Origin of the sequence: Klebsiella sp. X13, from assembly GCF_003323835.1 — a bacterium.
GTDB lineage: Bacteria > Pseudomonadota > Gammaproteobacteria > Enterobacterales > Enterobacteriaceae > Klebsiella > Klebsiella ornithinolytica.
Genome location: NZ_CP030874.1, coordinates 1,243,126 through 1,255,952, shown reverse-complemented (window position 1 = coordinate 1,255,952; position 12,827 = coordinate 1,243,126). Strand labels below are relative to the sequence as shown.

General features: G+C 47.6%; 13 protein-coding genes and 1 other RNA gene. 8 read left to right on the top strand and 6 right to left on the bottom strand.

Annotation, left to right across the window (positions count from 1 at the left end; all coding sequences use genetic code 11):
* Positions 1-10 precede the first annotated feature (10 nt).
* Complete coding sequence (gene grpE / locus DSD31_RS06160; RefSeq protein WP_004866563.1) at positions 11-601, bottom strand: nucleotide exchange factor GrpE; 591 nt, start codon at positions 599-601, stop codon at positions 11-13.
* A gap of 123 nt (positions 602-724) precedes the next feature.
* Here grpE and nadK point away from each other — a divergent pair, with 123 nt between their 5' ends.
* The 3 genes from nadK to bamE all read left to right on the top strand — a co-directional run bounded on the left by nadK (position 725) and on the right by bamE (position 3,840).
* Positions 725-1,603 carry an NAD(+) kinase gene (nadK, locus tag DSD31_RS06155; RefSeq protein ID WP_004866566.1) on the top strand — a complete coding sequence of 293 codons (879 nt, stop codon included), beginning with the start codon at positions 725-727 and terminating at the stop codon, positions 1,601-1,603.
* 86 nt (positions 1,604-1,689) lie between these two features.
* Positions 1,690-3,351, top strand: a complete 1,662-nt coding sequence (gene recN, locus DSD31_RS06150) for a DNA repair protein RecN (protein ID WP_113990902.1) — start codon at positions 1,690-1,692, stop codon at positions 3,349-3,351.
* A gap of 147 nt (positions 3,352-3,498) precedes the next feature.
* A complete protein-coding gene (gene bamE, locus DSD31_RS06145; RefSeq protein ID WP_004866572.1) occupies positions 3,499-3,840 on the top strand; it encodes an outer membrane protein assembly factor BamE in 342 nt (113 codons plus the stop codon).
* Between the two features lie 68 nt (positions 3,841-3,908).
* Here the strand turns inward: bamE and DSD31_RS06140 are convergent, their stop codons facing one another.
* Both DSD31_RS06140 and DSD31_RS06135 read right to left on the bottom strand, forming a co-directional pair.
* Positions 3,909-4,199: an RnfH family protein gene (locus DSD31_RS06140; RefSeq protein WP_004866575.1), complete on the bottom strand. Its 291-nt coding sequence runs from the start codon at positions 4,197-4,199 to the stop codon at positions 3,909-3,911.
* Positions 4,189-4,626 (bottom strand): type II toxin-antitoxin system RatA family toxin, encoded by a 438-nt coding sequence (locus DSD31_RS06135; RefSeq protein WP_004866577.1) that lies wholly within the window; start codon positions 4,624-4,626, stop codon positions 4,189-4,191. The genes DSD31_RS06140 and DSD31_RS06135 overlap by 11 nt, the downstream gene beginning before the upstream one ends.
* Positions 4,627-4,778: 152 nt before the next feature.
* Here DSD31_RS06135 and smpB point away from each other — a divergent pair, with 152 nt between their 5' ends.
* From smpB to DSD31_RS06110, 4 genes are all read left to right on the top strand, one after another.
* Entirely contained in the window at positions 4,779-5,261 is a 483-nt protein-coding gene (gene smpB / locus DSD31_RS06130) for an SsrA-binding protein SmpB (RefSeq protein ID WP_004866580.1), read from the top strand.
* Between the two features lie 147 nt (positions 5,262-5,408).
* Positions 5,409-5,773, top strand: a transfer-messenger RNA (tmRNA) gene (gene ssrA / locus DSD31_RS06125).
* Positions 5,774-5,977: 204 nt separating this feature from the next.
* On the top strand, positions 5,978-7,219 hold the full coding sequence (locus tag DSD31_RS06120) for an integrase (protein WP_113990901.1): 1,242 nt from the start codon (positions 5,978-5,980) through the stop codon (positions 7,217-7,219).
* Between the two features lie 297 nt (positions 7,220-7,516).
* Positions 7,517-7,990 (top strand): hypothetical protein, encoded by a 474-nt coding sequence (locus DSD31_RS06110; protein WP_113990900.1) that lies wholly within the window; start codon positions 7,517-7,519, stop codon positions 7,988-7,990.
* 67 nt (positions 7,991-8,057) lie between these two features.
* Here DSD31_RS06110 and DSD31_RS06105 read toward each other — a convergent pair whose 3' ends face one another.
* The 3 genes from DSD31_RS06105 to DSD31_RS06095 form a co-directional block, all read right to left on the bottom strand.
* Positions 8,058-8,756 (bottom strand): inovirus Gp2 family protein, encoded by a 699-nt coding sequence (locus tag DSD31_RS06105; protein ID WP_113990899.1) that lies wholly within the window; start codon positions 8,754-8,756, stop codon positions 8,058-8,060.
* Between the two features lie 318 nt (positions 8,757-9,074).
* Entirely contained in the window at positions 9,075-10,586 is a 1,512-nt protein-coding gene (locus tag DSD31_RS06100; RefSeq protein WP_113990898.1) for a DUF3987 domain-containing protein, read from the bottom strand.
* A 30-nt stretch (positions 10,587-10,616) separates the two neighbouring features.
* Complete coding sequence (locus DSD31_RS06095) at positions 10,617-10,790, bottom strand: helix-turn-helix transcriptional regulator (protein WP_226875014.1); 174 nt, start codon at positions 10,788-10,790, stop codon at positions 10,617-10,619.
* Positions 10,791-10,940: 150 nt separating this feature from the next.
* Here DSD31_RS06095 and DSD31_RS06090 point away from each other — a divergent pair, with 150 nt between their 5' ends.
* Complete coding sequence (locus tag DSD31_RS06090; RefSeq protein WP_205318365.1) at positions 10,941-12,782, top strand: hypothetical protein; 1,842 nt, start codon at positions 10,941-10,943, stop codon at positions 12,780-12,782.
* The last annotated feature ends 45 nt before the right edge of the window (positions 12,783-12,827 follow it).

Here is a 12,827-nt window from a genome sequence, read left to right as displayed (position 1 = left end):
TGGAGGCGAATTATTTCGCTTTCGCTACGGTTACCATCGCTGCGCGAATGGTACGACCGTTCAGGGTATAGCCCTTTTGCATCACGCCCAGCACGTTGCCAGCCGCCACATCGTCAGACTCAACCATGGCGATGGCCTGGTGCACGTTAGGATCCAGCGGCACGTTGGTATCGGCAATCACTTCCACACCGAATTTGCGTACGACATCCAGCATCGACTTCAGCGTCAGCTCAATACCTTCAACCATGGAAGCCATGTCCGGATTGGCTTTATCGGCCACTTCCAGCGCGCGGTCCAGGCTGTCGATAACCGGCAGCAGTTCGTTAACGAACTTCTCCAGAGCAAATTTGTGCGCTTTTTCCACGTCCAGCTCGGTACGACGACGCAGGTTTTCCATTTCCGCTTTTATGCGCAGGACACCATCGCGTTCACGAGTCTGAGCTTCAGCCAGCTGCGCTTCCAGATTCGCAATTTTTTCATCGCGCGGATCCACCTGCTCAGCAGAAACTTCAGGCTCAACCGCCTCAACGTTCTCGTGCTGTTCCGTGATAATTTCTTCCGGGGCTTGCCCGTCAGGCGTTTTCTGTTCTTTACTACTCATGAATTTCTCCGCGTTTTTTTCGCATTCATCTCGCTAACTTCGCTTATTATGGGGATCCGTTTCCGGGTTTCAAGGGAAGCTGTCAGATTGTCATCATTCATTTAACGCAAGGACATCCAGAACATGAAGAACCATTTCAAGTGTATAGGCATTGTGGGACACCCTCGTCACCCAACCGCGCTGACCACACATGAAATGCTCTGGCGCTGGCTCTCCGGCAAAGGCTACGAGGTTCTGGTCGAACAACAGATTGCCCATGAGCTCCAGCTTAGCAACGTCAAAACGGGCACGCTGGCGGAAATTGGTCAGCAGGCGGATCTGGCGGTAGTGGTGGGCGGCGACGGCAATATGCTCGGCGCAGCGCGAACGCTGGCACGTTACGATATCAACGTCATCGGCATTAACCGCGGCAACCTCGGTTTTCTGACCGATCTCGACCCGGATAACGCTCTGCAGCAGCTCGCCGACGTCCTGGAAGGCCACTACATTTCGGAAAAACGTTTTTTGCTGGAAGCCCAGGTCTGCCAGCAAGATTGCCAGAAGCGCATCAGCACAGCGATTAATGAAGTGGTCCTGCACCCGGGCAAAGTCGCGCATATGATTGAGTTCGAAGTGTATATCGATGAGGTGTTTGCCTTCTCCCAACGTTCAGACGGCCTGATTATCTCCACGCCGACGGGCTCCACCGCCTATTCATTATCCGCCGGAGGCCCCATCCTGACACCCTCCCTGGATGCCATTACCCTGGTCCCTATGTTCCCGCATACCCTCTCGGCGCGTCCGCTGGTGATTAACGGCGACAGCACCATTCGCCTGCGTTTTTCCCAGCGCTGCAGCGATCTGGAGATCAGCTGCGACAGCCAGATAGCGCTGCCGATTCAGGATGGCGAAGATGTCCTTATCCACCGCTGCGATTATCATCTGAATCTCATTCATCCAAAAGATTACAGCTATTTCAATACATTGAGCACCAAACTCGGCTGGTCGAAAAAATTGTTCTGATTTTAGCAGTCGCCTCTTTACTGGATAAAAAACCAGTCTATACTGTACGAAAACACAGTAATGGTTTTTCATACAGGAAGGCAGCTATGCTGGCGCAACTCACCATCAGTAACTTTGCTATCGTTCGTGAACTGGAAATCGATTTTCACAGCGGAATGACCGCGATCACCGGGGAAACCGGTGCAGGGAAATCTATTGCCATTGATGCGCTGGGGCTGTGCCTCGGCGGAAGAGCCGAAGCAGACATGGTGCGAAGAGGCGCCAGCCGCGCAGACCTGTGCGCCCGCTTCGCCTTAAAAGATACTCCGGCGGCGCAGCGCTGGCTGGAAGAGAACCAGCTGGAAAGCGGACGTGAGTGTTTACTTCGCCGCGTCATCAGCACCGACGGTCGTTCGCGCGGCTTCATTAACGGTACCGCCGTTCCCCTCTCCCAGCTTCGCGAGCTTGGTCAGCTGCTTATTCAGATCCACGGCCAGCACGCGCACCAGCTATTAACGAAGCCAGAACACCAAAAAACGCTGCTCGATGGTTATACCGGTGAGTATGCGCTTACTCAGCGTATGGCTGAACACTACCGCCAGTGGCATCAAAGCTGCCGCGAGCTGGCCCAGCATCAGCAGCAGAGCCAGGAACGCGCAGCCCGCGCCGACCTGCTGCAATATCAGCTGAAAGAGTTGAATGAGTTCAATCCGCAGCCGGGTGAGTTCGAACAAATCGATGAAGAGTACAAACGTCTGGCCAACAGCGGCCAGCTGCTGACCACCTGTCAGCACGCGCTGACGGTGCTCGCAGATGGCGAAGAAGCCAACCTGCAGAGCCAGCTCTACACTGCCAGGCAGCTGGTGACCGAGCTCGTCGGTATGGACAGCAAGCTCTCGGGCGTGCTGGATATGCTTGAAGAGGCGGCTATTCAGCTCAGCGAAGCCAGCGACGAACTGCGTCACTATAACGACCGTCTGGATCTCGACCCGAATCGTCTGTTCGAGCTCGAGCAACGCATCTCTCGCCAGATAGCCCTGGCGCGTAAGCATCAGATCACCCCGGAAGAGCTCCCCGCATTTTATCAGGGTCTGCTGGAAGAGCAGCGGCTGCTGGACGACAGCGCGGGCTCGCTGGAATCACTTAGCCAGACCGTGATAGAACACCATCAGCTGGCGCTAGAGACTGCTCAGCAGCTGCACGCTCTGCGTCAAAACAGTGCGCAAGAGCTGGCGCAGTTAATCACGGAGAGTATGCGCTCACTTTCCATGCCTCACGGGGTGTTTGCCATCGAGGTTGCCTTTGATGAGCGTCATCTCACCGCCGAAGGGGCCGACCGTATCGAGTTTCGCGTCACCACCAACCCGGGACAGCCGCTTCAGCCCATTGCTAAAGTCGCTTCCGGTGGCGAACTGTCGCGTATTGCGTTGGCCATTCAGGTCATTACCGCGCGGAAGATGGAAACGCCGGCCCTGATTTTCGATGAGGTAGATGTCGGTATCAGCGGCCCGACGGCGGCAGTCGTCGGCAAACTGCTGCGTCAGCTGGGCGAATCGACCCAGGTCATGTGCGTCACTCACCTGCCGCAGGTTGCCGGCTGTGGCCATCATCATTTCTTCGTCTGCAAAGAGACCGACGGCGAGATGACGGAAGCCCATATGCACCCGCTCGACAAACGGGCGCGACTGCAGGAACTGGCCCGTCTGCTGGGCGGTAGCGAAGTCACTCGTAATACGCTGGCAAACGCGAAAGAGTTGCTCGCGGCGTAAACTTTTTGATTTTCGCAGAGTCATAGTGAACAGCAAATTGCCGCAAGACCTGCAGTCGAAGGTTTCCAACTGGGCAAAGGTCTATTATTATCGGCATATTACAGATGAGCCACGTACTGCTCGGGCCCGAAAAGGAATAAAATCACTATGCGCTGTAAAACGCTGACTGCTGCCGCAGCGGTTCTTCTCATGTTGACCGCAGGCTGTTCCACTCTGGAACGAGTGGTTTACCGTCCTGATATCAACCAGGGTAACTATCTGGCACCCAACGATGTAGCAAAAATTCGTGTCGGCATGACGCAACAGCAGGTTGCTTATGCGCTGGGTACCCCAATGATGTCGGATCCGTTTGGTACCAACACCTGGTTCTATGTTTTCCGTCAGCAGCCTGGGCATGAAAAAATCACCCAGCAGACGCTAACGCTGACCTTCAACAGCAGCGGCGTGTTAACCAACATTGATAACAAACCGGCTCTGACCAACGAGTAATGCAGTAAACACCTTGCTGCAAAAAGACAAAAAGCGCTCACTGAGCGCTTTTTTTATCCCTTTCGCCGCTATTTCCCGGCATTTTTCTCCGCGCGCTGACGACGCAGCTCTTTCGGATCGGCAATCAGCGGGCGGTAGATTTCCACCCGATCGCCATCATGCACCACATCATTCAGCTTAACCGGGCGACTGTAGATTCCGACCTTGTTCTTCGCCAGATCGATATCGCCGCGCAGCGCCAGCAGGCCGCTGGCAATAATCGCCTGTTCAACCGTTGCGCCCTCTTCAAGCTTTACGCTTTGCAGGTACTGCTTCTCCGGCAAGGCATAGGCAACTTCCACCACGATGTTAGCCGACACGATAGACCTCTTTGGCCCTGGCCGTGAAAGCCTGGACCATATTTAATGCCAGCTCTTTGAAGATGCGACCAAACGCCATCTCAATCAGCATATTGGTGAATTCAAAATCGAGATGAAACTCAATTTTGCAGGCATCCGAGCTCAGCGGGATAAACTTCCAGCCGCCAATCAGCTTTTTAAACGGGCCATCGACCAGGCTCATTAAAATGCTCTGGTTACTGGTAAGGGTATTACGCGTCGTAAAGGTCTTACTGATGCCTGCTTTGGACACATCAACCGCCGCCATCATCTGCGTCGGCCCAGACTCCAGCACACGGCTCCCGGTGCAGCCAGGCAAAAAATCAGGATAGGACTTCACGTCATTTACGAGTTGATACATCTGTTCCACACTGAAGGGCACCAGCGCAGTACGGCTAATCTGAGGCATAGCAAGTTCCACATTTATACACATCGCAAATAATATCATTTATCTGCCGCTAAAAAAAACGCTGTGCCGCAACTCGTGCTAAGATAGCGCATTACACCTCGCAGGATGGATTGAGGTACTGTGTTCCCGTTTAGCAATGACTTCAGGACATTATGACCAAGAAAAAAGCCCACAAACCTGGATCAGCCACCATTGCGCTGAATAAACGCGCCCGCCATGAATACTTTATCGAAGATGAATACGAGGCTGGTCTTGCCCTGCAAGGGTGGGAAGTCAAATCTCTGCGCGCCGGCAAAGCCAACATCAGCGACAGCTATGTCATCCTGAAAGATGGCGAAGCCTATCTCTTTGGTGCCAACTTTACGCCGATGGCCGTGGCATCGACCCACTACGTCTGCGACCCGACGCGTACCCGTAAGCTGCTGCTTAATCAGCGCGAGCTGGATGCCCTGTACGGCCGAATCAACCGTGAAGGCTACACTGTCGTAGCCCTGTCGCTGTACTGGAAGAACGCCTGGTGCAAAGTGAAAATCGGCGTCGCCAAAGGTAAGAAGCAGCACGATAAGCGTACCGATCTCAAAGATCGCGAGTGGGCGCTGGATAAAGCCCGTATTATGAAACACGCCGGTCGCTAATCCCCCTCTTTTTAAGGGCCGGCTCAGTTGGCCCTTATGCGCTATATCGTTGTTGATGCTGCTTTTTCACCCACCCAGCCCCCATAATCGTGCGAACGAGTGCTGGTAACTCCATTCACAAATCTGTTATACTCGCCTTAACACATTGGGGCTGATTCTGGATTCGACGGGATTCGCGAAACCCAAGGTGCATGCCGAGGGGCGGTTGGCCTCGTAAAAAGCCGCAAAAAAATAGTCGCAAACGACGAAAACTACGCTTTAGCAGCTTAATAACCTGCTAAGAGCCCTCTCTCCCTAGCTTCCGCTCTTAAGACGGGGAATAAAGAGAGGTCAAACCCAAAAGAGATCGCGTGGAAGCCCTGCCTGGGGTTGAAGCGTTAAAACTAATCAGGCTAGTTTGTCAGTGGCGTGTCCGTCCGCAGCTGGCCAGCGAATGTAAAGACTGGACTAAGCATGTAGTGCCGAGGATGTAGGAATTTCGGACGCGGGTTCAACTCCCGCCAGCTCCACCAAAATTCTCCATCGGTGATTACCAGAGTCATCCGATGAAGTCCTAAGAGCCCGCACGGCGCAAGCCCTGCGGGCTTTTTTGTGCCCTCAATTTGTCCCGCGAAGTCCGAAGAGAACTAATTAAATCCGAACCTTTTAGGCCCATTGATAGGCCCAACGAAAAGCTCTATTGTTTTCGTTGGGCCTAAACGCATGGAGACTCCATCATGGCAAGAAAAACCAAGCCGTTAACCGATACGGAAATCAAAGCCGCCAAACCTAAAGATGCCGATTACCAGCTGTATGACGGCGACGGGCTTACTCTGCTAATCAAGACCAGCGGTAGTAAGCTCTGGCAGTTCCGTTACTATCGCCCTCTGACCAAGCAGCGAACCAAACAGAGCTTCGGTGCCTACCCTGCCGTCTCACTTTCTGATGCGCGTAAACTCAGAGCTGCATCTCGAGTTTTACTGGCGAAAGACATTGATCCGCAGGAACATCAGAAAGAACAGGTAAGAAATTCTCAAGAGGCCAAAACCAACACTTTCCTGTTAGTTGCCGAGCGTTGGTGGAATGTGAAGAAAGCCAGCGTAACAGAGGACTATGCCGACGATATCTGGCGCTCGCTTGAGAGAGATGTTTTCCCGGCAATCGGTGATATCAGTGTCACTGAGATTAAGGCTCATACTCTGGTTAAAGCAGTGCAGCCGGTTCAGGCCAGAGGTGCATTAGAGACAGTTCGACGCCTTTGTCAGCGAATTAATGAAGTCATGATTTATGCGCAGAATACGGGCCTGATTGATGCGGTTCCCAGCGTAAACATCGGGAAAGCATTCGAGAAACCGCAAAAGAAAAACATGCCAAGCATCCGCCCGGATCAACTTCCACAGCTAATGCAGACTATGCGTACGGCTAGTATCAGCTTGTCCACAAGATGTCTGTTCATGTGGCAACTTCTCACCATCACACGCCCTGCCGAAGCTGCTGAAGCTCGATGGGATGAGATCGATTTTGATGTTAACGAATGGAAAATTCCTGCAGCTCGAATGAAGATGAACCGGGACCATACGGTTCCATTATCCAATGAGGCTCTCTCTATTCTGGAAATGATGAAGTCACTCAGTGGTGGCCGAGAATTTATCTTTCCCAGTCGCATTAAGCCTACCCAGCCAATGAATAGCCAGACAGTGAATGCAGCCCTTAAGCGTGCTGGCTTAGGAGGCGTACTCGTTTCACACGGCTTACGTTCTATTGCCAGTACGGCACTCAATGAGCAAGGGTTTCCACCTGATGTCATTGAAGCAGCATTAGCCCATGTGGATAAGAATGAGGTACGTCGTGCTTACAACCGCAGTGATTACCTTGAGCAACGACGTCCAATGATGCAATGGTGGGCTGACTTTGTGAAAAAGGCAGATAGTGGTAGCCTCGCTGAAGTTGAATTTACAACATTAAAGCTCACTGGATAAGACCAATTCTTAATCCACACAAGTAAAAACAGGAGGGTGCGGTAATGGCGCAATCCGGTTTTATAAGATATTGCTCCTTGGGTTACACGCATGGGGTCTAACCAGGCAAGCATTGGCTCAAACTATCAGGAACAAATCTGAAGCAGCCTACCATCGTAAAGACCTGCTGAATGAGCGACGCCCGATGATGCAGGCATGGGAGGATTATGACATGTCAGCAATCTCAAAAGCCTGAGCAAACCGTTTTCCTATCTGCAGAGACTTTCAACCACTCATATAATAATTAGGGAGATAAATTTGTTAACCGTCCAGGTAATACTCAAAGAGGCTATCAGATTTCGGGAACTGCTCGAAAAATGTGATCCATCGAAAACTTACCTTGTACCAGACAGCTTTCCTGTTGAAAGCTGCAGGCTTGCTTCGATGCTACTTTCCTTCCACTTTCTGAAATTATGGCCTGAGCTGGAATTGAAAGGTGTCTCAGGAGTAACAGGTAAAAATGATGCAATAACTCACTACTGGCTGGAGTTGGATGATATCGTTATTGATATCACAGGGGATCAATACAATGTCATCAGCACCAGCAAACTAAACGAAGCTATCGTAAAAAACAGGCCTTTTGTGCCTGTTCATATCGCTCACAAAAAGAACAGCTATCTCTATGATTTATTTAAAATTCAAGGGGAATGGTGTTTAACCAATGGGTTTCCGACAATCGGTGATGATTTCATCGATCAGATGGAATGTGATTATCGCCAGCTTGTCAGGTGATGGTGGACACAGAATCAAGAAATAGATGCAGACCTGCACTTTTATCGGCAAGTCTGCAACTGAAGTTTTATTTGTCGCTCAAGGGTTGCTGTATTAGCTGGCTAGTGCCAAAGTTGCGATAACCGTCATAGAAATCTTTACTGTAGTCTTTGCTCAGATAAGCTGTTCGTAGAAGGAACTCATAATAGTCATCACTTAACGTTAACGCGTCATCCCGAGTGAACCAAGCGGTATGATTCTTCGGGAAATGCGGGAGATAAGCATATTCAGGATAATCAAGCCCAATGGCGCTGCACCAGGCTTTCTGAATACGGGTCGCCATATTATCAGCATCAGATTCAGTGTAATTCCCCAGATAGGCATAAACCTCTTTGTCAAACAGCAGAACGAGATGGTAGTGATGATGTTCCCCGGTAACACGTTCTCTGGCCCAAATATAGCCGAGTGGCCTAGGCTCACCAGTCCTGCCAGAACGCTTGTGCTCTTCCCGTAACTGGCTTTTAAGGGATTCTATAGCCCGAGTTATAGCTTTCTCATCATCCTTCTGAAAGCAGAGCGGCAAGTCTGGCTCTCCAGGCACATGGGACTGAGCAAATCTCAGGTCAGCGCGTAATGCAAATATCCGGTGATAGCTTTCCAGATAGTTAGATATCACAGCAAGCGATCGACGAAGCATATAGCGTGATATCCTGGAGGCATATTTCTTTTCTGCTGCCAGTAGCAGGGATTCAAATTCTTTTACAGATAACTCATAAGGTGATCTCATAATAAATTACTCAGGTAAGATTTATTTATTAATGGGTAGCAATGGGCTACCCATTTGATTAGGCGTACAGTTCCTATCACAGAGATGGATTATCTATGCTGGTGTCTGGTATAGTGATCGATTAGTTAACTGGTATCTAGGTATATGTTAATAAGGACATATAGGACATATAGGACATATAGGACATATAGGACATATATTACATATACCGACTAACCAAAACTAAGAAACGATATTATTCGCGACACTCTAACCCGCAACCAACCAGGGTTCATGGGCAAGATAACCCGTTGATAGACCATAAAAATTACTCTGAAGTTATTCAGGCTTAGCCAGCTTACTCAGTGTCAGTGATCCAGACTGGTATATGGGTATATTAGTTTTCTCAGCTAGAGAAACAGGATCCATTTCTGAGCCAGTAAATTTGACATAATTTATACCCGCCACTTCGAATAATTGCACCTTCCCTCTCGACTCAAGTTTTTCCAGCGCTGGTATCAACCTCTCAGCGCGCCTGACTGAGTTTGGCCCCTTTTTGATAATGTCATTTCTTCTGAATTCGAAAGATCTATTTTCTACAAGATGCGACTCTAGCCAGAACAATATTTTCTCTTCATCGCTAAGCTCTCTTGTTGAATCAATTTTTGTGATGGCGTGATTGGCAAACCAGTCTGTAAGATCCAAAGCTGACGACAAATGTTCCTTGGTTATTACTGTCGAATCAGGATCACTAGAAATTTGAAAAATACCTGCCAACTTGAGGCTCTGCTCAGGAAGGCGAGCACCTATATCATCATAGTGGTACAAAAGGCCGCCAGGTTCCATCTCCTGCTGTAAGTTCAGTAATGTTGATTCGTAGAGTTCTTGTGCATCCTGAGCCAAGGTAAGTTCAATATATTCATCATCATTTTCTCTTCGCTTAACACCAGCTTTCATAAGCCGCGTCAAAAGTGAATACAGGTCACAAAGCGCTGACTCATCATGTGCATAACGACTATTGGCGGTGCATGGTTCAGCAATCTGATCCATATCAATCATCAGGGTACGGGCATATAACCCAGTATCTCTGATGCTTGCCATTTTCTGTCTGAGGGTATTGTTATATGGCTGCGGTTGCATCATTAAAAATGATGAAAACACGTAATTTTCAATAACAAAACTTTCACTGGATGCTCTATCTACAGTTTCCTTATCTGCACACCAGTATGTGTTAAGAGACGCAGAATTATTGACGAGCCTCCTGTACACAGTTGCTGCTTCATCGTTGAAGAGAGCCCTGTTTTGATACCCCAGCCCGATTGCTTTTGCGAGTGCTTCGCTTGTCGGATTTGTTAAAATAATGGATTTTCTAACTGGTGCCTTCGGCTTTCGAGCAATACACTCTTCTAGTTCCTTAGCCGTTTCCGTTGTGTCTTCGCTCTGGCTCAGTTCTTTTTTATAACGCTTGTTTAATACTTTAAACTGCGCTTCCCAAAGAACAATGTTTCGCTCAAATACCTCAAGCTCCGCACGGTAATCGTCTTCAAACTCCCGCTCAAGTTGTAAAACCGGCTCCTTCAAAAGTCTGAATATACTTGATTTTCCACTACCAGACCTTGAAAGCAGCAGCAGATACAATGCCAGGAAAGATCGCGGTCTATCCACTAGTTTAACACAGTACAAATCCTGACAAGCCAAACCCAAAAAGGCTAATAGCGCAACTGTTGCTATCTCAAGAGCCACTCCTGTTTTGTAGGAAAAATGTGAAGCCCAATACCTGATGCGCCGTGGTAATTTTCCATAGTTCAGGTTAAGCTCATGATTAATTTTACTTTTAAATTTATTGCTCATTGCATCATCCTTTGTTTTTTTCCAAAAAAATTAAACTGTACGGGAAGCGATCCACTCATCAATAGCAGTAGCTCGCCAACCAACAGATGCTGCCCCTAGCCGGACCGGTTTAGGGAACTCAGCATCGTAGTACCTCGATTTCGGATTCAGTTTTTCGTAGATACTTGAGCGCGAAATCCCAAGAATCGCCGTCAACTCAGTCATGCGTAGGATGCATAGCGGGTGTGCTTTTTGTTCACTAACGTTCGACATTTTCACTTCTCCTGTTGGATGTCTTTGGCTGGATTCGAAATTTGCCATAACATCTGGGATAGTGTCCGCGTAGAAAAATGGAAACCAACCGGAGGAAGTTCAGTGGCACATGCATTTGCAAAACTGATGTACGACGTCTGTCAGATTTTGGGAGTATTCAGGGAAGGGAGTAAACAGCGGGATATACGTGCATATGGGAGTTTTTGGCGTCATCAGGCGTTTTTTAATCAGCGCTATAATGAGATAATCGGAATAATTGATAAAGAAAGAGTATTCAGTGAAGAAGAACGTCGTAGTTTGTTCTACAAATACGAAATGTTTTATAATCAAATCATGTCTTACCCCGTGTTCAGCACTCTGACCCGGAGCCAAGTATTCGAGCGTTATATTCAGCTCGGGGTTTCTTCATGCCTGGCACTTGATATACACAAAACTTTCAACACCACTAATAACAGCGGATTCTACTTTCATATTCATATTTTTTTATTGAGTGATCATTGCCCAACACTGGAAAATAATGAAAGGGATATCCTACAAGGAGTGAAAAACTATTTAAGGGACCTTATTAAGTCACCTGACGGGAGTTATAAAAAAGTTCTCAATCCACTGTCTGAATATATAAGAAATATCAGAAAAAACAGCACTCCGATAAAATCATGGATGAATAGTGCCATAGATGAATGCATCGAACATTCCCAGATAACATTAGACGAGGATGAGTTTAACAAAATTAAAGGTCAACTAAATGATTTTAAAGTAGCTTACTCTTCGCTTCGAGTCCTGCTGGCTTTGGAACGAAAGACTGGTCTGACTGAACACCTTTCCAGTTTTTACCGATACCTTTTTCATGTAGAGGGTCTGAATGACAGCTATTATTTGGCATTACATCAATATCTTTATGAATCGAAAAAATTCGATGAGCGGTTGCTGGAATCTGTAATAGAAGAGTTTCATAAGAAAGCGACCAAACCTTATTCGATAGAGATAAACAAAGATGCATGGCTGGATATCAAGGTCATCTGGCATCTTGTTTTCAGTTCTCTTAAAGGTGAAATTTTTTCTGAATTAGATTTGATAGAATTGGCTATCAACCTTAAAAATTCTCCAGACTCAGTTGTCCTTACACCTTATCTGACGTTATCTAAAATAATACATAACATTTGCATTGACGATTTAAACGAGGCAAATAAAAAAGCTAATGCCATATCAATTAATGAGCTACCTCCAGGTTTTATTTCAGCAGCTATTAGCACTATTAAGTTAGCTCTTAACATCAAATTAAACGGGAATACGATAAAAAATGGAGAGTTACTTTCAGATATAAATACAATTTTAACGTATCGCGGCATTTTTACTGATCATGTCAATATCGATCGCAAATTTAAACAACCCGATTGGATATTAGTTATGTGCGCCAATAATTTGATAATAATGAGTGCGATAAAACAGTATAATAACATGGTTCAGATGACAAGTTTCTACAACGAGCTTGAACTTTCTGTCATCCACCCACAGTCTATTACGGGCATTCTGGATGAAGTTGAATCTGCATTGTGCAAAATAAATAAACGGCTTGATGCAGCCGAGAAAATTATTAATAGCGAAGAACTGGCCAAGTTAATTATAGATGAAAAAATATTAACCGTTCGGGAGTGCAGACAAAACCTCGTAAGCTATCTGAATGAGTTTACATTGTACAACTGCATTCTTAACTTGAATTATATAAAACCTTACCTGACACTCCCCGGGGAGAAATTAGTTAATATTTATGGACTTGTCGGCAATTCAGAAGAACGTGTAATAAAGCGGGAATTTTTAGCTGAGGCTATCAGAATTGTTAATGAGAGAGAAGGTCAAATTAAGCCTTTAGCTGAAGGTGAAAAAGCTCAAAAAATGGCGCTAATACACGACCTGAGCAGTGAGCTTTTCAAATATGATGAGTAACCCCCTTTATCCCTGCTACAGCTGCTACACGTAGCAGCTGTAGCA